Annotated in this window: 24 protein-coding genes; 9 read left to right on the top strand and 15 right to left on the bottom strand. The window is 63.5% G+C overall.

Translation table 11 applies throughout. The features are described 5' to 3' along the window. Positions 1 to 265 precede the first annotated feature (265 nt). Both ACODSD_RS10825 and htpX read right to left on the bottom strand, forming a co-directional pair. Positions 266 to 1,252, bottom strand: a complete 987-nt coding sequence (locus tag ACODSD_RS10825; RefSeq protein ID WP_107732454.1) for a TerC family protein — start codon at positions 1,250 to 1,252, stop codon at positions 266 to 268. A gap of 101 nt (positions 1,253 to 1,353) precedes the next feature. After that, the gene (htpX, locus tag ACODSD_RS10820) at positions 1,354 to 2,235 is read right to left on the bottom strand and encodes a protease HtpX (RefSeq protein WP_227104316.1); all 882 of its coding nucleotides are present in this window, start codon (positions 2,233 to 2,235) and stop codon (positions 1,354 to 1,356) included. Between the two features lie 127 nt (positions 2,236 to 2,362). On the opposite strand from htpX, the gene ACODSD_RS10815 reads away from it, so the two are divergent. After that, positions 2,363 to 3,253, top strand: a complete 891-nt coding sequence (locus tag ACODSD_RS10815) for a LysR family transcriptional regulator (protein WP_107798616.1) — start codon at positions 2,363 to 2,365, stop codon at positions 3,251 to 3,253. 48 nt (positions 3,254 to 3,301) lie between these two features. Here ACODSD_RS10815 and ACODSD_RS10810 read toward each other — a convergent pair whose 3' ends face one another. The 4 genes from ACODSD_RS10810 to ACODSD_RS10795 are packed head-to-tail and all read right to left on the bottom strand — an operon-like array spanning position 3,302 to position 6,825. Further along, positions 3,302 to 4,012 carry an ABC transporter ATP-binding protein gene (locus tag ACODSD_RS10810; protein WP_227104321.1) on the bottom strand — a complete coding sequence of 237 codons (711 nt, stop codon included), beginning with the start codon at positions 4,010 to 4,012 and terminating at the stop codon, positions 3,302 to 3,304. Beyond that, complete coding sequence (locus ACODSD_RS10805) at positions 4,009 to 4,779, bottom strand: ABC transporter ATP-binding protein (RefSeq protein ID WP_107798614.1); 771 nt, start codon at positions 4,777 to 4,779, stop codon at positions 4,009 to 4,011. Before ACODSD_RS10805 ends, ACODSD_RS10810 begins: the two co-directional genes overlap by 4 nt. 3 nt (positions 4,780 to 4,782) lie before the next feature. Beyond that, a complete protein-coding gene (locus ACODSD_RS10800) occupies positions 4,783 to 5,883 on the bottom strand; it encodes an ABC transporter permease subunit (protein ID WP_107798613.1) in 1,101 nt (366 codons plus the stop codon). 18 nt (positions 5,884 to 5,901) lie between these two features. After that, on the bottom strand, positions 5,902 to 6,825 hold the full coding sequence (locus ACODSD_RS10795) for a branched-chain amino acid ABC transporter permease (protein WP_107798612.1): 924 nt from the start codon (positions 6,823 to 6,825) through the stop codon (positions 5,902 to 5,904). 222 nt (positions 6,826 to 7,047) lie between these two features. On the opposite strand from ACODSD_RS10795, the gene ACODSD_RS10790 reads away from it, so the two are divergent. The 4 genes from ACODSD_RS10790 to ACODSD_RS10775 all read left to right on the top strand — a co-directional run bounded on the left by ACODSD_RS10790 (position 7,048) and on the right by ACODSD_RS10775 (position 11,629). After that, a complete protein-coding gene (locus ACODSD_RS10790; RefSeq protein ID WP_488877356.1) occupies positions 7,048 to 7,371 on the top strand; it encodes a hypothetical protein in 324 nt (107 codons plus the stop codon). Between the two features lie 299 nt (positions 7,372 to 7,670). Then, a complete protein-coding gene (locus tag ACODSD_RS10785; RefSeq protein WP_488877355.1) occupies positions 7,671 to 8,534 on the top strand; it encodes an MBL fold metallo-hydrolase in 864 nt (287 codons plus the stop codon). Beyond that, on the top strand, positions 8,528 to 9,226 hold the full coding sequence (locus tag ACODSD_RS10780) for a DsbA family protein (RefSeq protein WP_488877354.1): 699 nt from the start codon (positions 8,528 to 8,530) through the stop codon (positions 9,224 to 9,226). The genes ACODSD_RS10785 and ACODSD_RS10780 overlap by 7 nt, the downstream gene beginning before the upstream one ends. Positions 9,227 to 9,553: 327 nt before the next feature. Further along, positions 9,554 to 11,629 carry a prolyl oligopeptidase family serine peptidase gene (locus ACODSD_RS10775; protein WP_488877353.1) on the top strand — a complete coding sequence of 692 codons (2,076 nt, stop codon included), beginning with the start codon at positions 9,554 to 9,556 and terminating at the stop codon, positions 11,627 to 11,629. A 92-nt stretch (positions 11,630 to 11,721) separates the two neighbouring features. On the opposite strand, the gene ACODSD_RS10770 is transcribed toward ACODSD_RS10775, so the two are convergent. Continuing rightward, the gene (locus ACODSD_RS10770; RefSeq protein WP_107798608.1) at positions 11,722 to 12,507 is read right to left on the bottom strand and encodes an enoyl-CoA hydratase; all 786 of its coding nucleotides are present in this window, start codon (positions 12,505 to 12,507) and stop codon (positions 11,722 to 11,724) included. Between the two features lie 308 nt (positions 12,508 to 12,815). On the opposite strand from ACODSD_RS10770, the gene ACODSD_RS10765 reads away from it, so the two are divergent. Continuing rightward, positions 12,816 to 13,481 carry a sulfite exporter TauE/SafE family protein gene (locus ACODSD_RS10765; protein WP_107798607.1) on the top strand — a complete coding sequence of 222 codons (666 nt, stop codon included), beginning with the start codon at positions 12,816 to 12,818 and terminating at the stop codon, positions 13,479 to 13,481. Here the strand turns inward: ACODSD_RS10765 and ACODSD_RS10760 are convergent. From ACODSD_RS10760 to ACODSD_RS10735, 6 genes are read right to left on the bottom strand one after another with little or no spacing between them, the layout of a single operon-like run. Beyond that, positions 13,474 to 14,379 carry a metal ABC transporter solute-binding protein, Zn/Mn family gene (locus ACODSD_RS10760; RefSeq protein WP_488877352.1) on the bottom strand — a complete coding sequence of 302 codons (906 nt, stop codon included), beginning with the start codon at positions 14,377 to 14,379 and terminating at the stop codon, positions 13,474 to 13,476. The genes ACODSD_RS10765 and ACODSD_RS10760 overlap by 8 nt on opposite strands. Before the next feature lie 22 nt (positions 14,380 to 14,401). Further along, on the bottom strand, positions 14,402 to 15,274 hold the full coding sequence (locus ACODSD_RS10755; RefSeq protein WP_199225997.1) for a metal ABC transporter permease: 873 nt from the start codon (positions 15,272 to 15,274) through the stop codon (positions 14,402 to 14,404). A gap of 2 nt (positions 15,275 to 15,276) precedes the next feature. After that, positions 15,277 to 16,020 (bottom strand): metal ABC transporter ATP-binding protein, encoded by a 744-nt coding sequence (locus ACODSD_RS10750; protein ID WP_227104332.1) that lies wholly within the window; start codon positions 16,018 to 16,020, stop codon positions 15,277 to 15,279. Further along, on the bottom strand, positions 16,017 to 16,187 hold the full coding sequence (locus ACODSD_RS10745; protein ID WP_488877351.1) for a hypothetical protein: 171 nt from the start codon (positions 16,185 to 16,187) through the stop codon (positions 16,017 to 16,019). Before ACODSD_RS10745 ends, ACODSD_RS10750 begins: the two co-directional genes overlap by 4 nt. Beyond that, entirely contained in the window at positions 16,184 to 17,101 is a 918-nt protein-coding gene (locus ACODSD_RS10740) for a CobW family GTP-binding protein (RefSeq protein ID WP_235087398.1), read from the bottom strand. Before ACODSD_RS10740 ends, ACODSD_RS10745 begins: the two co-directional genes overlap by 4 nt. Before the next feature lie 20 nt (positions 17,102 to 17,121). After that, a complete protein-coding gene (locus ACODSD_RS10735; protein WP_019101166.1) occupies positions 17,122 to 17,556 on the bottom strand; it encodes a Fur family transcriptional regulator in 435 nt (144 codons plus the stop codon). A 172-nt stretch (positions 17,557 to 17,728) separates the two neighbouring features. Between ACODSD_RS10735 and ACODSD_RS10730 the strand changes: the two genes are divergently transcribed. Both ACODSD_RS10730 and ACODSD_RS10725 read left to right on the top strand, forming a co-directional pair. Then, entirely contained in the window at positions 17,729 to 18,157 is a 429-nt protein-coding gene (locus tag ACODSD_RS10730; protein WP_107798602.1) for a c-type cytochrome, read from the top strand. A gap of 91 nt (positions 18,158 to 18,248) precedes the next feature. After that, positions 18,249 to 18,686: a c-type cytochrome gene (locus tag ACODSD_RS10725; RefSeq protein WP_488877350.1), complete on the top strand. Its 438-nt coding sequence runs from the start codon at positions 18,249 to 18,251 to the stop codon at positions 18,684 to 18,686. Between the two features lie 65 nt (positions 18,687 to 18,751). On the opposite strand, the gene ACODSD_RS10720 is transcribed toward ACODSD_RS10725, so the two are convergent. Then, positions 18,752 to 19,411, bottom strand: coding sequence for a cytochrome b/b6 domain-containing protein (locus tag ACODSD_RS10720; RefSeq protein ID WP_488877349.1), 660 nt, complete (start codon positions 19,409 to 19,411; stop codon positions 18,752 to 18,754). Positions 19,412 to 19,700: 289 nt separating this feature from the next. On the opposite strand from ACODSD_RS10720, the gene tyrS reads away from it, so the two are divergent. Beyond that, on the top strand, positions 19,701 to 20,975 hold the full coding sequence (gene tyrS, locus ACODSD_RS10715; protein ID WP_107798599.1) for a tyrosine--tRNA ligase: 1,275 nt from the start codon (positions 19,701 to 19,703) through the stop codon (positions 20,973 to 20,975). Positions 20,976 to 21,033: 58 nt separating this feature from the next. Here the strand turns inward: tyrS and ACODSD_RS10710 are convergent, their stop codons facing one another. Then, complete coding sequence (locus ACODSD_RS10710; RefSeq protein ID WP_488877348.1) at positions 21,034 to 21,597, bottom strand: flavin reductase family protein; 564 nt, start codon at positions 21,595 to 21,597, stop codon at positions 21,034 to 21,036. Positions 21,598 to 21,618 lie beyond the last annotated feature (21 nt).

The raw sequence follows: 21,618 nt of genomic DNA, 5'->3' as shown, positions 1-21,618 counted from the left end.
CCGCTAACCCAAGCCCTGATCCTGCCTTGCGCCTCCTGGCCGTACGACTTGTACTGCCTGCGTCGGCGCGCCTAGGCTCAGCTTCTCTGCGAGGTTTGGTTAGCGGCTCTAAGGATACCGCGCCCGCCCGCCGGGCTGAGGGAGAAATCGTGGCCAAATGAGAGAGGTTTACAGAAGGTTTACAAAAAACCGGCCACGCGCATCGCGCATGGCCGGTTTCCCTTGCCCGCCGGAGCCCTGCTCCGGCGCGAACTATGCGTCCGCCTCAATCGTTGGGGTTCTGATCGCGCGTCTTGTGCAGCGAATACAGCACGCCCGCCAGCAACAGACCCAGCGTCGCCGCCAAGGACCAGGCAGTGGGGATCTTGAACGTCACCCAGCCCACGTCGTTGAAGAACACCAGACCCACTTTGACGCCTATCATCACCAATACCAGCGACAAGGCGTACTTCAGATAATGGAAGCGATGCACCATCGCCGCCAACGCGAAGTACAGCGCGCGCAGGCCCAGGATCGCGAAGATGTTGGAGGTGTAGACCAGGAACGGGTCCTGGGTGATGGCGAAGATGGCCGGGATGCTGTCCACCGCGAACACCAGGTCGGCGCTCTCCACCATGATCAGCGCCAACAGCAGCGGCGTCGCCCACCAGCCGCGAGCCAAGCCATGCGCCTCGCCGCGCACCAGAAACTGTTTGCCGTGCAAGTCCGGCGTCAGCCGCAGGTGGCCGCGCAGCCATTGGTACATGCGGTTTTCCTGGATGGGCGCGTGCTCGTCGTCGGAAAACAGCATCTTGATCCCGGTGGCGATCAGGAACAGGCCGAACAAAACCAGCACCCACTGGAACTGCGCCACCAGCGCCGCACCCAGGCCTATCATCAAGGCCCGCATCACGATCACGCCGAGAATGCCCCAGAACAGCACCCGGTGCTGGTACAAGCGCGGCACCGCCAGGCTGGAGAAGATCAGCGACATCACGAAGACGTTGTCCATGGACAGCGACTTCTCCACCACATAGCCGGTCAGGTACTGCATGCCGGCGTCCGCGCCCTGATACCACCAGATCCAGCCGCCGAAGGCCAGGCCGACGCCGATGTAGAAAGCCGACAGCATCAGGCTTTCCTTGACCCCGATCTCCTTTTCCTCTTTGTGCAGCACGCCCAGATCGAAAGCCAGCAGAGCCAGCACAATCGCCATGAACATCAACCACACCCACAAGGGGTAGCCGGCGAAGCCGGCGCTCAACCATTCCATAAGCATTCCTTTAGGCAATAGAAAGGCCCCGGGCCGAGCGAGCCGCCCCGGGGCCTGAATTCACATCAGCCGCCTCCGCTGCCGCGGAGGCGGATCAAAGCTTAACGACCGTGTTCCAGCGCGCCGATGCGCTCCTCAATGCTGGGATGGCTGGAGAACAGCGCCATCAGGCCGCCGCGCCCGCCGGAGATGCCGGAGGCCGCCATATTCTGCGGCAGGTCGCCGGCGGCGACGCCGCCGAGACGGCGCAAGGCGTTGACCATGGGACGCGCGCCGCCCAGCAGAGTGGCCGCGCCGGCGTCGGCGCGGAATTCGCGCTGACGCGAGAAATACATCACGATGGCGGAGGCCAGGATGCCGAACACGATCTCACAGACGATCACAGTGACCATATAGCCAATGCCCGGGCCGCTGGATTCTTCGTCGTTGCGGCGCAAAAAGTTGTCCACCAGATAGCCGACCACGCGCGCCAGGAAGAACACGAAGGTGTTGACCACGCCCTGGATCAGCGTCAGCGTCACCATGTCGCCGTTCTGGATGTGGGCGACTTCGTGCGCCAGCACCGCTTCCACTTCTTCTTCCGTCATCGAGGCCAGCAGACCGGTGGACACCGCCACCAGCGAGTTGGATTTGCTCGGGCCGGTGGCGAAGGCGTTGGGCTCGCCCTCGTACACCGCCACTTCCGGCATCGGCAGGTTGGCGCGGCTGGCCAGCTTCTGCACGGTGTGCACCAGCCAGCGTTCGGTGTCGTTGCTCGGGGTTTCGATCACGCGCGCGCCGGTGCTCCACTTGGCCATGGTCTTGGACAGCATCAGCGAGATGAAGGCGCCGCCGAAACCCATCACCGCGGCGAAGCCCAGCAGCGTGCCCAGGTTCAGGCTGTTGCCCGTCATGAAGCGGTTCAGCCCCAACAAGCTGGCCACAATGCTCAGCACCACCATCACGGCGATGTTGGTGGCGATTAATAGGATGACTCGTTTCATGGTGTTGGCCCTTGCGTTGAATTCGACGACATTCCGAGGAACGCCCGACACAGTGCATTCTAGACGCTGCGTCCCTCGGAAAAAATCAAATATAATCAGAAAATACATCAAGTTTTTTCGAACCATTATGTCCGAACGGATCAACTTCAAGCATCTGCATTACTTCTGGGCGGTCGCCCACGCCGGCGGCGTCACCCGCGCGGCGGAACAATTGGGCGTCAGCGCTCAAACCGTCAGCGGCCAGATTTCGCGGCTGGAACAGAGCCTGGAGCGAACCTTGTTCCGACAACAGGGACGCCAGCTGGTTCTGACCGAGGCCGGCCATGTGACGCTGCGCTACGCCGATCAGATCTTCATGCTGGGCGAGGAATTGCAGGAAACGCTGGAAGACGCGCAGTTGGACAAGACCATCCGCCTGGCGGCGGGCATCTCGGACGTGCTGCCCAAGGCCATCGCGCTCAAGCTGCTGGAACCGGCGCTGCGGCTGGACGCCAAGGTCAGGCTGCAATGCGGCGAAGGCGATTTCGACGAGTTGCTGGCCGACCTGACCCGCCACCGGCTGGACGTGGTGCTGGCGGATCGGCCGATGGCGGCCGGCGGATCGCAGCCTTTTCAATCCTGGCTGCTGATGCGCTGCCCGGTGATGATAGCCGGCGCGGCCGAACTGTGGCGGCGCTACGCCGAAGGCTTCCCCGCCAGCCTGAACCAGGCGCCCATGCTCTTGCCCAGCCGCCATCATGTGCTGCGCAGCCAGTTGGACCAGTGGTTCGAGGAGCGCCGGATCAAGCCGGACATCGTCGCGGAGTTCGACGACGGCGCCTTGCTGGACGCCTTCGGCCGCCAAGGCTTCGGCCTGTTTCCCAGCACGGCGCCCAGCGCCGGCGACGCGAACGCGCCGCAGGCGCTGGGCGAGGTCGACGGGGTCTGGGAGCATTATTACGCCATCGCCAACCGCCGCCGGCTGCAGCATCCGGGCGTGCAGGCCATGTTGCAAGCCGCCATCGACGCCGCGCTCTGAAAACAAAAAACCCCGGACAAGTCCGGGGTTTGGCGACGCGCGGCGAACTCACTCGCCCAGATAGGCGTTGCGCACGCGCTCGTCGTTGAGCAGATCCTTGGCCTGGCCGCTCATGGTGATGCGGCCGCTTTCCATCACATAGCCGCGCTGCGACACCTCCAGCGCCAGCTTGGCGTTCTGCTCCACCAGCAGCATGGTCACGCCTTCCTTGGCCACCATCTGGATGATCTCGAAGATCTTCTCCACGATGATGGGCGCCAGGCCCATGGACGGTTCGTCCAGCAACAGCAGCTTGGGCTTGGACAGCATGGCGCGGCCCATGGCCACCATCTGCTGTTCGCCGCCGGACAAGGTGCCGGCCAGTTGCTTCTGCCGCTCCTTCAGGCGCGGGAACAACTCGTACACCCGCTCGGCTTCGCTCAGGATCGCGGCCTTGTCGTCGCGATAATAAGCGCCCATCAACAGGTTCTCTTCCACCGTCAGCTTGGCGAACACCCCGCGGCCCTCCGGCACCATGGCCAGGCCGTGGCGCACGAAGTTGTGCGGCGCGATGGTGGAGATGTCCTTGCCGTCATAGTGAATGCTGCCGCCGGATTTTTTCACCATGCCCACCAGGGTTTTCAGCGTGGTGGTCTTGCCGGCGCCGTTGGCGCCGATCAGGGTCACCAACTCGCCCTGCTCGATGTGAAAATCGACGCCCTTGACCGCCTGAATGCCGCCATAGGCCACTTGCAGGTCTTTGACTTCCAAAATGCTCATGCGTGTGCCGCTCCCAGGTAGGCCTCAATCACTTTCGGGTTCTTGCGCACCTCTTCGGGAACGCCTTCGGCAATCTTCTTGCCGTAGTCCAGCACCGCAATGCGGTCGCACAAACCCATCATCAGTTTGACGTCGTGCTCGATCAGCAGCACGGTCACGCCTCCGGCGCGGATTTTGGACATCAGGGTCTTCAGTTCCTCGGTCTCGCGCGGGTTCATGCCGGCGGCCGGCTCGTCCAGCGCCAGCAGCTTGGGCTCGGTGGCCAGCGCGCGCGCGATTTCCAGCCGGCGCTGATGGCCGTAGGACAGGTTGCGGGCGCGCTCATGCGCCACATCGGCGATGCCCACGTATTCCAGCAGTTCCCAGGCCTTGTCGGTGATCGCCTTTTCTTCAGCCATGGTGCGTCTGTCGCGCAGCACCGCGCCCAAGGCGCCGGCCTTGGAGCGAATGTGACGCCCCACCATCACGTTTTCCAAGGCCGTCATTTCGGCGAACAGACGGATGTTCTGAAAGGTGCGGGCGATGCCGGCGGCCACCACCACGTGCGGCTTCTGTTGGAACAGATTGTGGCCGTCGAACTCGAACGCGCCTTCGTCCGGCACGTACAAGCCGGTCAACACGTTGAACAGCGTGGTCTTGCCCGCGCCGTTGGGGCCGATCAGGCCGTAAATCTCGCCCTTGTTGATGGTCAGCGCCACGTTGTTGAGCGCGTGCAGGCCGCCAAAGCGTTTATGGATGCCTTCTATCTTCAGCAAAACTTCAGCCATGGCTCAGCCTTTCTGCCCTGCGGCTTCTCTATCGTCACGGAACTCGGCTTTACGGCGCTTGGACGGCCACATGCCCTCCGGCCGCACCAGCATCATCACCACCATCGCCAAGCCGAACAACAGCATGCGGGCGTTCTCCGGATCGATCAGCATTTTGCCGAAGGTTTTCATCTGCAGCGGGCCTATCACTTCGCGCAGGATCTCCGGCGCGATGGTCAGCACCACGGCGCCGAGAATCACGCCCGGGATGTGACCCATGCCGCCCAGCACGATCATCGCCAGAATCATGATGGATTCCAGCAAGCTGAACGATTCCGGCGACACGAAGCCCTGGAAGGACGCGAACAGGCCGCCGGCCACGCCGCCGGACAAGGCGCCCAAGGCGAAGGCCAGCAACTTGATGTTGCGGATGTTGATGCCCATCGCCGCGGCGGCGATGTCGTCTTCGCGCAGAGCCACCCAGGCGCGGCCGATGCGCGAATGCTGCAAGCGCCAGGCCATGATCACCACGCCCACGGTCAGGGCCAGGAACAGATAGTAGTAGAGATAAACGCTGTGGAAGCTCAGACCGAACAGCTCCATCGTCTCGCCCAGCGATACGCCGCCCACCTTGATCGGATCGATCAGGTTGATGCCCTGCGGACCGTTGGTGATGTTGACCGGGGTGTTCAGGTTGTTCATGAAGATGCGCACGATCTCCCCGAAGCCCAGCGTCACGATGGCCAGATAGTCGCCCTTGAGCCGCAATACCGGCGTGCCCAGCAAGATGCCGCAGAAAGCCGCCAGCACCGCGCCCAAGGGGATGGTGATGTAGAACGGCAGATGCAGGCCGAAATGCGGCGAGCCCAGCAAGGCGAAGGTGTAGGCGCCCACTGCGTAGAAGGCGATGAAGCCCAAGTCCAGCAAGCCGGCGAAGCCCACCACGATGTTGAGGCCCAACGCCAGCATCACGTAGAGCAAGGCGAAGTCGACGATGCGGACCCAGGAGTTGCCCAGCAGGCCGCCCACCAGGAAAGGCAGTACCGCCATCGCCACCGCGGACAGCACGAACAGGCCGACTTTCTTGCCGGTGTCCATCTTGTTGATATTGAGTGCCATGGTCATGATATGTCGTCTCCAGGATCAGGCACGGTCGGCCATCTTTTCGCCCAGCAGGCCGGACGGACGGAAAATCAGCACCATGATCAACACCATGAAGGCGATGATGTCCTGATAGTTGGAGCCGAGGAAGCCGCCGGTCAGCGTGCCGATATAGCCGGCGCCCAGGCTTTCGATGATGCCCAGCAGCAAGCCGCCGGCCACCGCGCCGCCCAGATTGCCGATGCCGCCCAGCACCGCGGCGGTGAAGGCCTTCAGACCAATCATGAAGCCCATATAGTAATGAGCTTGCTCGTAGTTGGTGGCCACCATCACGCCGGCCACCGCGCCCAGGCTGGAGCCGATGACGAAGGTAGCGGAAATGATGGTGTTGACGTTGACGCCCATCAGGCCGGCCACCGCCGGGTTCTGACTGGTGGCGCGCATCGCGCGGCCTAGCTTGGTGCGCTCCACCATCAGCAGCAGGCCTGCCATGATCACCAGACACAGCACGATGATGGTGATCTGCAGCTTGGTGATGCTGGCGCCGAAGAAGGACACCACGTCGTGGTCCAGGATTTGCGGGAAGGGAATGTAGTTGCGGCCCCAGATCAGGATGGCCACCTGCTGCAGCACGATGGACAGGCCGATCGCGGTGATCAGCGGCGCCAGTCTTTGCTTGCCGCGCAGCGGACGGTAAGCGATGCGCTCTACGGTGAAGCCCAGCAGCATGCAGGCCGCAATCGCCACCAGCAATCCAATCAGCACCAGGGCGGGACCGGGCAGGCCGGAACCGGACAAGGCGTTGACGACGGAGATGGTGACCATGGCGCCGAACATCACCACTTCGCCGTGGGCGAAGTTGATGAGCCCCATGATCCCGTACACCATGGTGTAGCCCAATGCGATCAACGCATAAATGCTACCCAGAACGAGACCGTTCAGGATTTGTTGCAGAAAAATGTCCACGTTGGGAGATCTCCTTTGTATTGACGACCGGCAGCTTGCGGGGTTTCCCCTCTTATTGGCTGCTGCCTGTTCTTGAGTGCCCGGACGAGCCTTGATTATTTGGATTCTGTCAGACAGGCGAACGGATTATGTAGGCGGATTCCAGCGACTGTCAATCTTAAAGATTGGTTAAAACGGCACCAAATCAAGCCCATTTAAAAACAATATAATACATTGTTTTTTATGCATTTTTTAAAAAAACAAGACGAAACCGGCCAAAGAAATTTTGAATTTCTCCGGATAAAGGAAAACCCTGGGCCAGCAGGTCGTTTTTCAGATTTTGATCATGCTTTGGCGCAAAATATGTTCGCTTTCGAAAAGACGCCCATCAAAGAATTCGCATTACAACATTCGCTCGCTTTCGCGATTCGAATGGATACAATCTCCCAAAATAGCGCCCCAAGTCGACAAAAATTGCATGCCGCGGCGCATCAAACATCAAGCAAGAACAGGGCCATCGCCTACAGCGCCCATCCGACATTCCGGCCTCCGCGCTTTTATGGCTGAAACATAGCCCATTCAGTCCGTCTTGGCTGCAACTGTCTAAGACGCCGCCCAAGCTCTCGCCCTTGCTCGCGATCCCTGGAGCCGGTCTGAACAAGCGTCCATCCCCTCCCCCGTCGTGGCCCAGCGCCTGAGTAGACGATGGAAAGCCCCTGAGGCTCCGACCAATTAGATCGAAACAAGCAACAATTTATTGCGATTTAGATGGTTTATTCCCATTAAGCGCGCGTTTTATAGTGAGCGTCGAAATCCAGCCTACTCACCGCCGGCGATAGAAGCCGGGCCATATGGAGAATGAATCGATGTTCCGCCAAACCCTGATCGCCGGCGCCCTGACCCTGGCGGCAACGGCCGCCGTCGCCGCGCCGCTGAAACTGTCCATCTACAACGCCGACGGCAATAGCTTCAATGTCAGCTCGGTCCTGGTCAGCGGCGAGAAAGACGCCATCCTGATCGACACCGGCTTCACCCGAGCCGACGCCCACCGCATCGCCGCCAAGGTGCTGGACAGCGGCAAGCAACTGAAAACCATCTATATCAGCCAGGCCGATCCCGACTACTACTTCGGCGCCGCCGAACTGAAGAAGATCTTCCCGCAGGCCCAAGTGCTCAGCAACGGCCCGACCCTGGCCAAGATCAAGGCCAATATCCAGGGCAAGCTCGCTTACTGGAGCCCGCAAATGGGCGTCAACGCGCCCAGCGCGCCGCTGCTGCCCGAAGCGCTGAAAGGCGAACGTCTGGAACTGGAAGGCAAGGCGCTGGAAATCAAGGGCGCGCGCGGCGTGCTGGCGCACCGCGGCTATGTGTGGATTCCGTCCCTGCGCGCGATTGTCGGCAATGTCGGCGTCACCGCGCCCAGCATGCACGTCTGGACCGCGGACACCCAGAGTCCGGCCGAACGCCAGGCCTGGATCAAGCAGCTGGATGAAATGGAAGCGCTGCAACCGGAAATCGTAGTCCCCGGCCACATGCAGGCGGGCGACAAAACCGATCTGAGCGCCGTGCGCTTCACCCGCCGGTACTTGCAGCAGTTCGAACTGAATCTGGCCAAATCGGCCAATAGCGCCCAGTTGATCCAGGCGATGAAGCAAGCCTTCCCGCAAGCGGGCGAAGACATGTCGCTGGAGATCGGCGCCAAGGTCAATAAGGGCGAGATGAAATGGTAAGCGCCTCCACGATCCGGCTGCACTACTTTTACGATCCGCTGTGCGGCTGGTGCTACGGCGCTTCGCCGCTGCTGCTGGCGGCCGCGGCGCGGCCGGAAGTCGAACTGGCGCTGCACGGCGGCGGCATGCTCAGCGCGCCGCACAACCGCCGCGTGAACCTGGAGTGGCGCGGCTACGTGATGCCGCACGATCACCGCATCGCCGCCCTCAGCGGCCAGCCCTTCGGCGACGCCTACTTCGACGGCTTGCTGCGCAGCGAGGCGCGTTTGGACTCGACGCCGCCCATCGCCGCAGTCCTGGCCGCGCCGGAACTGGGCATTGCGCCGCAGACCATGCTGGCCCGCGTGCAAGCCGCTCATTACCTGCACGGGCTTGAGATCGCCGACGTCGCGGTGCTCGCCCGGCTAGCGGCCGAATTGGGCGTGTCCGCCGACCGCTTCGCCGACGCCTACGCCGGCGGTCTGGCGCGCAGCGTCGAGCATATAGACCACAGCCGCCGGCTGATGACCCGCCTGGGCTTGCGCGGCTTCCCGTCCGCGGCGCTGGAAGTGGACGGCCGCTTCCAAGCCCTGGATCTGGGCTCCTATCTGGGCAAGCCGGACATGTTCAGCCAGCACCTGGCGCAACTCGGCGCCGCCCCCCTCTCAGGCTCGGCCGAGCTGCCGCCGATGTGCGGGCTGGACGGCTGCTAAGCGCCTGTTCAAAGCCGCGCGCAGGGGCGCGACCTGCTGAAAGCCAGCGCTGAAAAAGCGGCCTTGCTCATGGGACGCATGAGCATTCCGAATGCGGCACGCCCCGAGTCGCGCCCTAGGCCGCGCAGCCTACCGTGAACGGCTGCCAAGGCCCCGCCCCTCGCCCTCCCCGCCAACGGCGGCCACGTCTGGACATGGCCGCCGTTCGTCTTCTCCGCTCGCGCGGCGCTTGATGACAAACAAATTCTCGGACGTTACAGTATTCGGACACATCAAAACAAATCCACTGTCTACAGCCATTGGCTGAATTAAGGGAAACCCGTCCGGATGAAAACCTTAGGCACCCCACTGTCCTTCGCCCTGCTCGCGCTCTGCGCCGCGGCGAACGCCGCGCAAGACCCCTATCTATGGCTGGAGGAGATTCAAGGCAAGGAAGCGCTGGCCTGGGTCGGCCGCCAAAACGAAAACACGCGCCAGGACCTCGGCCGGCAAACCGACTACCCCGCGCTGCGCCGCGAACTGCTGACTATCCTGGACTCCAACGACCGCATCCCCTCCGTGGAGAAGATAGGCGGGCTCTACTACAACTTCTGGCGCGACAAAGACCACCCGCGCGGACTGTGGCGACGCGCGACGCTGGACGAATACCGCAAGACCGCGCCGCAATGGGAAACCGTGCTGGACCTGGACCGCTTGGCCAAGGACGAGGGGGAAAACTGGGTGTGGCAAGGGGCCGACTGCCTGCGCCCCGATCAGGAACGCTGCCTGCTGCGCTTAAGCCGCGGCGGCGGCGACGCCGCGGTGGTGCGTGAATTCGACCCGGCCGCCAAGGCCTTCGTCAAGGACGGCTTCCAACTGCCCGAAGCCAAGAACGAAGTCAGCTGGCAGGACCGCGACACCCTTTATGTGATGAGCGACTTCGGCCCCGGGTCGCTGACCGACTCCGGCTATCCCCGCGTCGTCAAGACCTGGCGCCGCGGCCAGCCGCTGGCCGAAGCGCAAACCGTGTTCGAAGGCCAGCAGGCCGACGTCGCCGTGCACGCGGCCAGGATAGACGCCCAAGGCCGCCGCTACGACCTGATCACGCGCGCGCCCACTTTCTTCAGCACCGAGGCGCGGCTGCTGGTGGATGGAAAATGGCGCAAGCTGGACAAGCCCGACCATGTCGGCGTCGATTTCTTCGGCGACTGGCTGCTGTTGACACCCAAACAGGACTGGACCGCCGGCGGCAAGACCTGGCGCGGCGGCTCCTTGCTAGCCATCAAGGCCGACGCCTACCTGGCCGGCGAACGCGGCTTCAGCCCTCTATTCGAGCCCAGCGCCGCCGTCTCGCTGGCGGAGCAGACGTCCACTCGCGACAGCTTGCTGCTGACCATGCTGGACAATGTCGGCAGCCGCTTAATGGAATGGAAGGTCGTGGACGGCCAATGGCGGTCGCGCCCGGTGGCCACGCCCAGCTTCGGCAGCATCAGCGTGCGCGCGGTCGATCCCGACCGCGACAACCGCTACTTCTACAGCTTCACCGATTTTCTGACGCCGCCGACGCTGGCCCTGGCCGAGACCGGCAGCGACGAGCGCCGGACGCTGAAACAGCAGCCCGGCTTTTTCGACGCCGGCCCCTACCGCATCCAACAGTGGTTCGCCGCCTCTCGCGACGGCACCCGCGTGCCCTATTTCCTGGTCAGCCGCAAAGACATCAAGCTGGACGGCTCCAACCCCACGCTCTTGTACGGTTACGGCGGCTTCGAAGTGTCGCTGACCCCGCGCTACAACGGCGCGCTGGGCAAGGCCTGGCTGGAACGCGGCGGCGTCTACGCGCTGGCCAATATCCGCGGCGGCGGCGAGTACGGTCCGGCCTGGCACGAGGCGGCGCGCAAACAGCTGCGCCAGAACGCCTACGACGACTTCGCCGCCATCGCGGAAGACCTGGCCAAACGCGGCGTGGCCGACGCCCGTCATCTGGGCATCAAGGGCGGCAGCAACGGCGGCCTGTTGATGGGGGTGATGCTGACCCAGCGTCCGGAGCTGTTCAACGCCGTGGTCTGCCAGGTGCCGCTGCTGGATATGCGCCGCTTCAACCGCTTATTGGCCGGCGCCAGCTGGATGGACGAGTACGGCAACCCCGATTTACCGGAAGACTGGGCTTATATCCGCCGTTACTCGCCCTATCAGAACCTGAAAGCGGACGCGCGTTACCCGGCCACCCTGTTCATGACCTCGACGCTGGACGACAGGGTTCATCCCGGCCACGCCCGCAAAATGTTCGCGGCCATGCAGGCGATGGGCGCCCCGGTGCAGTATTTCGAGCGCACCGAGGGCGGGCACGGCGCCGCCGCCAACCATCAGCAGGAAGCCGATATCGCGGCCATGGAATACGCCTTCCTGTTGCGCCAACTGCGCTGACCCGCCCGGCCCGGCGGAACAGATGCGGGCATCAAAACAAACCGCCTGCGGCCGAAACGGCGGCAGGCGGTTTTGTATGGGACGCGGACCGTTCAATCATCGCCGGACTCGACCCAGCTGGGGCTGCGCTTGGCGATGAAGGCGCTGACGCCCTCGATCTGCTCCGCGCTGCCCATCAGCTGGCGCACCGCGGCGCGCTCGCGCTCCAGATGCTGAGCCAGCGTCAGATTGCCGCTCTCCTCGATCAGCCGACGCGCGGCGGCCACCGCGCCCGGCGCTTGGTTCGCCACTTTGTTGGCCAGGCTGATCGCCACGATCTTGGCGAAGCCCTGGTCCACCACTTCCTCGATCAGCCCGATGGTCAGGGCCTTCTCCGCCGTCACCACTTCGCCGCCCAGAATAATGCGCTTGGCCCAGGAAACGCCCACCTTGTCCGCCAGCGTCTTGGTGCCGCCCGCCGCCGGGATGATGCCCACCTTGGCTTCCGGCAGCCCAAGCTTGGCGCCGCGCTCGGCCACCATGTAATCACAGCCCAACGCCAATTCCAGACCGCCGCCCAGGGCGTAGCCGTTGATCGCGGCCACCGTGACGCCGCGGTACTGCTGCAAACTGCGCAAAGCGCCGGCGAAGGCGTCGAACACCTTGTCCGCCTCGGCCGCGTCGCCGGACGCGAATTGCTTCAAATCGGCGCCGGCGGAAAAAAACGCGTCGCCCGCCCCGGTCAACACCACCGAACGCACAGCCGGATCCGCATCCAGCGACCGCATCGTCGTAGCCAGCTCATTCAGGCTCTCCGTAGTCAGCAAATTCGCCGGCGCGTTTTTGAGAGTCACGATCGCTGACTGGCCCAGCCGCTCAAGTGTCAGATACTTGGCCATATTTTCCTCACTCTATCCCCATGGATTACATCGCTAATGCATATGTTTTGACCAGGTCGAGCGCCTGGATCCTCAGCGGGGGACCCATTGCGCATAGGTCCGAAGCCAAAGCAGCATTCTCATTGCAAACTGACCTTTTGACCAGTAGTCGGCCAGCTAGACCATCATTTTTTTTATAACTTTCTTTAAGGAGATGCCAAGTAAAATTTTGATAAAGGCAATAAATGCCAAAAGCAAATATGACCGCCGCGCGCGCAAGCGCGAGCCGCCACTCTGTTACCATAGAGCTTTCTGAGACAGGTTGCGGCATGATTGAAACGAGCGGGTGGATATTGTTTCTGGCGGGCTTGCTGGGCGGCGGCCACTGCATGGGCATGTGCGGCGGCATCGTCGCCGCGCTGACGCTGAATCTGCCCCCCGAAACCAGCCGCTGGCGCATCATGCTGGCCTACAATCTGGGACGCGTCGGCAGCTACGCGCTGATAGGCGCGCTGCTGGGCGGCCTGGCCGCCACCGGCCTCGCCCTGCTGGACATCCGCGGCCTGCAACTGGCGCTGGCGCTGTTGGCCAACCTGATGCTGGTGGCCATGGGCCTGTACCTGGCCGGCCTGTCCGGCGCGGTCAATCTGATCGAACGGCTGGGCGCGCCGATCTGGCGGCGCTTGCAGCCGCTGCTGGGCCCCCTGCTGCCGGTCCGCTCGCCGCAAGCCGCGCTGCTGGCCGGCATGGTCTGGGGCTGGCTGCCCTGTGGCCTGGTTTACAGCGCCTCGCTGTCGGCGCTGGCCACCGGCAGCGCGTCCGGCGGCGCGCTGGCCATGCTCGCCTTCGGGCTCGGCACCTTGCCCAATCTCCTGCTGATGGGCGCTTTCGCCGACAGCTTGCGCCGCTGGATGCAACAACGACCAGTCCGCCTGACGGCGGGACTGGTCGTTGCGGGCATCGGCGCCTGGCAGTTGCTGCGGACGCTTATTTGAACGATTTCAAAATGGTGTCCACATTGTAACGGAACATCGCCAAATAGCTGGGCGCCGGACCGGACGGGCCGGACAGCGCGTCGGCGTACAACTTGCCGCCTATCGCCACCTTGGCCTCGCGCGCCAGCTGCTCCAACAGACGCTTGTCGGTCATGTTCTCCATGAATACCGCCGCCACTTTTTCCTGCCGCACTTGGCGCACCAGCCGCGCCACCGCCTTGGCCGACGCCTCGGACTCGGTGCTGACGCCCTGGATGGCCAGCACTTGCAGCTGGTAACGCTCGCCCAGATAAGCGAAGGCGTCGTGCGAGGTCAGCATCTTGCGCTTGGCCGCGGGCACGGCGGCGAAGGCCTTGGCCGCCCAGGCGTCCATCTCCTTCACCTTGGCCGCGTAGTCGGCGGCGCGGCGCGCGTACTCCGGCTTGCCGGCCGGGTCCGCCTGGCTCAGGCCGGCCTCGATATTGCGGATATAGGTCAGCACGCGCTTGGGGTCGTGCCAGGCGTGCGGATCGACAGCCCCGTGGTCATGCCCGGCATGGCCGTGGTCGTGCCCGTGGTGATCCTCGTCGTCCGCTTCGCGGGTCTTGATGCCCTTGCCCGCCTCCACTTGCACGCCCTTGAAATGAGCGGCCTTGCTCAGCCGCACCATCCAGCCTTCCATGCCCAGGCCATTGGTGACCAGCAGCTTGGCGGCGGCCACTTTCTTGACGTCGGCCGGCGACGGCTGGAACACGTGGGCATCCTGATCCGGCCCCACCAGCGAGGAGACTTCGACGCGATCGCCGCCGATCTCGCGCGTCATATCGGCGACGATGCTGAAGCTGGCGACCACCGGCAGCTTGGCCCAGGCGGACAAGGGCAGGCCCAGCAACAGCAGGGCCATGATTGATTTCTTCATCGGCGACTTCCTTATCAAGGGTTCAGGATTCCAGATGCCGGGCGCGGATGTAGCGCGGCAAAGCCCCGCCCACCGGCGCCAACAGCAGCGACAGCAGATAGACCAGGCCCGCCAGCAGAATGATGGCCGGCCCGGAAGGCAGTTCGAAGTGATAGGACAGCAAGAGGCCGCCCAGGCCGGCCAGGAAGGCGATGGCCACCGACAGCCCGAGCAGGGCCTCGATGCGCTCGGTCCACAAGCGGGCGGTGATCGCCGGCAACATCATCAGGCCCACCGCCATCAGGGTGCCCAGCGCCTGGAAACCGGCCACCAGGTTCAGCACCACCAGCATCAGGAACAGCATGTGCCACAGGCCGCCGCGCGCGCCCACGGCGCGCAGATAGACCGGATCCAGGCTTTCCAGCAGCAAGGGGCGGTAGATCAAAGCCAGCGCCAACAGGGTGAAGGAAGCGACGCCGGCCACCAGGTACAGCGCCGCGTCGTCCACCGCCAGCACCGAGCCGAACAGGATGTGCATCAAGTCCACATTGCTGCCGCCGCGCGACACCAGCAAGACGCCGATGGACAAAGACAGCAGGTAGAAGGCGGCGAAGCTGGCGTCTTCCTTGATGCTGGTGAAACGCGTGGCCAGGCCGGCCAGCAAGGCCACCAGCACGCCGGCGAAGAAACCGCCCAAGCTCATCGCCGGCAGGCTGAGACCGGCCATCATAAAACCCACCGCGGCGCCGGGCAGCACCGCGTGGCTCATTGCGTCGCCCATCAGGCTCATGCGCCGCATCACCAGGAACAGGCCGATGGGGCCGCTGCCCAAGGCCAGGGCCAGGCAGCCCACCAGCGCCCGGCGCATGAAGGCGAATTCGGCGAACGGCGCCACCAGTAAATCGTATAAGTGCAGCATCAGGCTTGCGCTCCATCCACTTCGCAGACCGCGGCCTGAGATTGCCAATGCGCGGCGGTGTCCACCGCGCGTTTCAGATTAGCGTCGCACAGCACCTCGGCGGTATCGCCCCAGGCCACCACTTCGCGCGCCAATAACAAGGTGTGCGGGAAATACGCGCGCACCTGCTCATAATCATGCAATACCGCCACCACGGTACGGCCTTCCTCGCGCCAATGGCGCACCAGCTCCAACAGATCGTAAGTGGTCTTGGCGTCCACCGCGTTGAACGGTTCGTCCAACAGGATCAGCCGCGCGTCCTGCACCAGGATGCGGGCGAACAGCACGCGCTGGAACTGGCCGCTGGACAGCGCCGAGATCGGCCTCAGCGCGAAGTCGGCCAGCCCCACCTGCTCCAAGGCCAGCAAGGCCTGGTCGCGGCCGCGGCGGCTGACACCGCCGAACACGCCGGTGTCGTGCCACAGCCCGGTGCACACCAGATCCAGCACGCTGACCGGCAAGGAGCGGTCGATCTCCGATTGCTGCGGCAGATAGGCGATGTCCCGCCGCCGGAAGCCGCCCAGCTGCACCGAGCCTGAGTCCGGCTTCAACGCGCCTATCATGGCCTTGAGCAAGGTGCTCTTGCCAGCGCCGTTGGGGCCGAAGATGGCGGTGGCGTCGCCGGCGGCGAAACAACCGCTGACATGGTGCACCGCCGGATGGCGCTGATAGGAAACCGTCAGGTTCTGCAGGCTGACGCTCATGCCGCCTCCCGCAAAGCCCAGATCACCAAGAGCCAGAGCACCGCCAACGCGGCGCCGGCCAGGCCCAGCCGCTGCCAGGCCGACAGCGCCAGCAGGCTGAACGGCGCCTTGAAATTGTCCGGCGTCAGATGCCGGTGCGCGTGTGTGTGTTGATGTTTGGGCGTCATTCGAAGCACCTCCGCAAGGTGTTCTCGATCGCGGCGGCGTCGAAATCCTCGGCGATCAGTTCGAAGCGGCTATCGCGTCTCCAGGACACCTGAGCCGCGCCCCACTGTCCGGCCGCCCAGTTCAGCCACACCCAGCTGTCCAGCACTTTGAACACGCCCTTGGCGCGCACCAGGCCCGGCACCAAGGCGGGCAGCTCATCGAAGAAACGGGTCAGCCGCTCGCCGTCGAAAGCCTGCTCCGGCTCGAAAGTCCAGCCCATGGAACGCCATTGCGCAGCGGCGTCGTCCGGCACCGCCGGCCGGTAACGCGGCTTGGGCGCGGCGGCGGCGTCCAGCCAGGCCGGATCCAGCTCGCCGTTGCGCACCTCGCCCACCAAGGACTTGGGCGGGAACAAGGCCGCCGCCTGCCGACGGAAAGCCTCCATCGTCGGCACGTCGGCGGTGTCTATCTTGTTGGCCACCAGCACGTCGGCGATGGAAATCTGGTCGCGGTACAGCGGCTGGCGATGATAGTCCGGCTGAATGAACTGGCGCGGGTCCACCAGGGTGAGCACCGCGCCCACCTCCAGCGCCTCGCCCAAGGGCTTGGCGCGCAGCTCGTCGATGACGCCGGCCGCGTGCGCCAGGCCGCTGGCCTCGATCAGCAGACGGTCCGGGCGTTCGCGGCGCAGCAAGGTCGCCACCGTGGCGGTCATCTGCGGTCCGGCCACGCAGCACAGGCAGCCGCCGGCGATTTCCGCCACCGCCAGCTCGTCCTGGCTCAGCGCCGCGCCGTCGATGCCGACCTCGCCGAACTCGTTGACGATGATCGCCCACTTTTCATGCGCGGGACGACGATCGATCAAATGGCGCAACGCCGTGGTCTTGCCCACCCCGAGAAAGCCGGTGAACAAATTGACTATGGTTTTTTTCATGGATCAGGGAATTCTTGGATTCAGGCGCTGCAAGACTGGCAACGGCCGGTCAGCACCAGGTTTTGCGGACACAGGGAAAAAGCCACCGCTTGCGCGGCCTGGCGCAGCGCGCTCAAGGCCGGCGCGGCGTCGATCTCCTGCACCTGGCCGCAATCGCCGCAGACCAGGATCAGCCCTTCGTGTTGGCATTCGAAATGATCGCAGACGATGAAGCCGTTCAAGGCGTCCACCTTGTGCAGCAGACCGTGCTCCACCAGGAAATCCAGCGCGCGGTAGACGGTGGGCGGCGCGGCGGCGCCGCGCTCTTGCTGCAAGTCCGCCAGAACCTGGTAAGCCTTGACCACCCCGCTGTAACGCAGCACCAGCTCCAGCACCTGACGGCGCAATGCGGTCAGTTTGCTGCCGCGCCGTTCGCAATGCCGCTCCGCCGCGGCCAGATAGGCTTGATGGTCCATGCAGGACACCCGCTTGTTTAATCAGGACGCAATGTTACTGTATAACATATCGAATTCACAAGGATTAATCATTCATCGGTTTATCATGGCCGTCGGTCGTGGTAGCTTTGTGCTCCAGAATGTCCATGATAGGCTTATGGCTTATCCCTCATCGCTCATATAAGGAAATAACATGAAAACACTGATGATGGCCGTGGTGGCCGCCGTATTCGCCGGGCAGGCTTTCGCCGCCGATCCCATCGCGCAGCGCCAGGATGTTTTCAAGCAATACAAGCCGGTTGTAGGCGGCATGGGCAAGATGGTGAAGGGTGAAACCCCTTACAACAAAGACGAGTTCGCCAAACTCGCCGGCGAACTGGAAGCCCTGTCCCAAAAACCGTGGCAGCACTTCCCGGCCGGCAGCACCGCCGGCAAGACCGACGCCAAGCCGGAAATCTGGAGCAAGCCCGCCGAATGGCAAAAAGCCATCGACAACCACAAAGCCGCCACCGCCAAACTGAAGCAAGTGGCCGCCGCCGGCGATCTGGGCGCGATCAAGGTGCAGTTCGGCGCCACCCAGAAAACCTGTAAGGCCTGTCACGACGCCTTCCGCAAGGACTGAGCCCCGTCGCGTCGCGACCCCAGCAGCCCGCCCGCCAGCGGGCTGTTTGCTTACCCGCCCCCAGCCAGACCCCACCCCCGAAGACCCCGGAATGAAAAAACTGCTGACCGTATTGCTGTTGAGCGCCGTCGCGGCGCCGCTGGCGCTGGCCGACACGCCGGCCGAAACCCGCACCAAGTCCTTCAAGAAAATATTGCTGGCCTTCGAGCCCATGGGCGCGGTGGTGCGCGGCCGGGATCCGTACCGGAAGGACGCCTTCATCCGTCAGGCCGACGCCTTGCAACAGATCGCCGCCGAGCCCTTCAATCACTTCCCCGCCAACAGCATCAGCGGCAAGAGCCGCGCCAAACCGGAAATCTGGAGCCAGCCCGCCAAGTTTCAGGCCGACAAGGACGTGTTCCTGAAATCGGTCGCCGATCTGGGACAGAGCGCCCGCGGCGGCGAGCTCGCCGCCATCAAGAAAAGCTACGGCGCGGTGGCGCAAAGCTGCAAAGCCTGTCACGACGCTTTCCGCGGCCCGGAGAAATAAGCGACGCCCATGAAAAAAGGGCGGATGCCCGCCCTTTTCGCCCCGCTGACGCCGCGGTCCGCCGCTTACAAACGCGTCAACAGCACATAGACGCCGCCGCTGGACACCAGCAGGGCCACCAGCGCGATGATGGCGGGCGCGAACGCCAAACGCGGCACATCGCCGGCGATGGCCTTGTTGCCGGTGATCATCGCCTTGACCAGATTGTTCTTCTTGAACACCCGGTAAGCGATGATGGCCAGCAAGTGCAGACCGACCAGGCCCAGAATCACATTGAAAAAGCTCTTGTGAAACGAGGTCGCGGCTTCGGCCATGTCGCCGCTCAGCAGCTTGGCCAATGGGCCGTCGTACAGATAGCTGTCGACGTCGGCGGCGAACAGGCCGGTGCTCACCTGGGCCAGCAAGGCCAGCAACATCGCCAGCACCATCAAGCCGCCCAGCGGATTGTGACCCGGCTGCTCGTTCTCGCTCAGCTCGCCGCGCAGATAGCGGACAATGCTGCGCGGCCCCTTGATGAAATTGCTGAAACGCGCGGTCTGGCTGCCGATCACGCCCCAGATCAAACGAAACAGCAACAGGCTGGCAAGACAGGAGCCGAACCAGATATGGTATTGCAGCCAATCGCCGCCCTGCTCGCCGCTATACCACATGCAGCCGAACAGAATCACCAGCGTCCAGTGAAACAAGCGAGTGGGAACATCCCACACTTTTACCATTTGCGTCATTGCGCTTTCACTCCTTGAATCCAAAACTCGCCCGCTCAGGCGCACCCGAATTAATGCATTGCAACATGATGATACCGTGCCGGCGGGACAAACCCTAAGCCAAATGGGGTTTTGTCCGGATTCTACCGACAAAAAGGGGGCAAAAACCACCGGTTTTCGGTTAATATCCTTGATTGGGCTCGCCTGGCGAGTCCGGCTACGCCGCCCGCCAACGGGCGGCCTAACTTTTTGCGGCGGCGCGTTCATTCCGCCATTGCCGCGCATCACCCTGTTGTTGGAGACCCGATAAATGAACCATGCCCCCCTGATTCAGGATCTGCAGGCCCGCGGCCTGATTGCGCAAACCACGGACGCCGTTGCGCTGGAAGAACTTCTGAGCAAGGAGCAGGTAACCCTTTATTGCGGCTTCGATCCCACCGCCGACAGCCTGCACCTGGGCCACCTGGTGCCGGTGCTGATGTTGCGTCGCTTCCAACAGGCCGGCCATCGCCCGGTGGCGCTGGTGGGCGGCGCCACCGGCATGATAGGCGATCCCAGCTTCAAGGCCGCCGAGCGCAAGCTGAACACCCCGGACGTGATCCAGAGCTGGGTGGAGAAGATCCGCGGCCAAGTCGAACCCTTCCTCAGCTTCGAAGGCGACAACGCGGCGCTGATGGCCAATAACTACGACTGGTTCGGCCAAATGAACACGCTGGATTTCCTGCGCGACATCGGCAAGCATTTCTCGGTCAACGCGATGATCAAGAAGGAATCGGTGCAGCAGCGCCTCAACCGCGAAGACCAGGGCATTTCCTTCACCGAGTTCTCCTACAGCCTGTTGCAAGGCTATGACTTCTCCGAGCTGAACCGTCGCTTCGGCTGCAAGCTGCAGATCGGCGGCTCCGACCAGTGGGGCAACATCACCGCCGGCATCGACCTCACCCGCCGCCTGCAACAGCAACAGGTCTTCGGCTTGACCGTGCCCCTGGTGACCAAGTCCGACGGCACCAAGTTCGGCAAGACCGAATCCGGCGCCATCTGGCTGGACGCCAAGAAGACCTCACCTTACGCCTTCTACCAGTTCTGGCTGGGCACCGCCGACGCCGACGTGTACAAATTCCTGCGCTACTTCACCTTCCTGTCGCTGGAAGAAATCGCCGCGCTCGAGGCCGCCGACCAGGCGCGCGACGGCAAGCCGGAAGCCCAGCGCATCCTGGGCGAGCAGATGACAACCATGGTGCACGGCGCGGCCGCCCTGGAGGCGGCGCAGCGCATCACCCAAAGCCTGTTCAACAACGATCTGAGCAGCCTCACCGCCGACGACTTCGCCCAACTGGCGCAAGACGGCCTGCCCAGCATCCAGCTGGAACGCGACGCCGACAGCCTGATCGACGCGCTGGCCGCCGGCGGCCTGGCCAAATCCAAGAGCGAGGCGCGCACCTTCATCCAGAGCGGCGCGGTCAGCGTCAACGGCGACAAGGCCGACAGCCTGGAGCAGCGCTTCGGCGACGCCGAACGCCTGTTTGGCCGCTACACCCTGCTCAAGCGCGGCAAGAAGAATTACGCGCTGGTGGAATGGCGCTGAGCGCAACGCGCGCATAAGACCAAGCGGCCGTCACGGCCGCTTTTTTATCGCCCTCGCCTCACTTTCCCACTTCAAAAGCCTCCCCGGTCGCGAAAAAAGCGCCGCCGGCAATATAGTGCAAGCTGCGCTTGGCCTCGTCGTCGAAAAGCCAATGGCCGTCGGCGAACACCTCCGCGTCAGCCTCCGCCGCCACCACTTCCCCGATGAAAAGATCATAGCGCTGCTGGTTCAGCGGCTCGCTGATCACCTTGCACTCCAGATAGGCGATGCAGCCGTCCACGCGCGGCGCGGCCACCTCTTGCGCCGGGATCCGGCTCAGGCCGCTATGCGCGAACTTGTCCACCTGCCTGCCGTCGGCGCCGCCGGCCCGCAACACCGCGGCGGCCTGGGCACGGCAAGGCAGATTGAGCACAAACTCGCCCGAAGCCTCGATCAACTCCCGGGTATGGGTCGCCTTGTCGATGACCACCGCCACCTTGGGCGGATCGAAATCCAGCGGCATCGCCCAGGCCGCCGCCATCACATTGCTGCGCTCCCCGGCCGCGCTGGACACCAGCACCGTGGGGCCATGATTCAATAAACGATAGGATTTCGCCAGATCGACTGCGAGCAAACGGGACATAAGCAAACTCGAGAAAGCATG

This window comes from Chromobacterium sp. FG22 (assembly GCF_057809415.1).
This window is presented reverse-complemented; position numbering and strand designations above follow the sequence as displayed.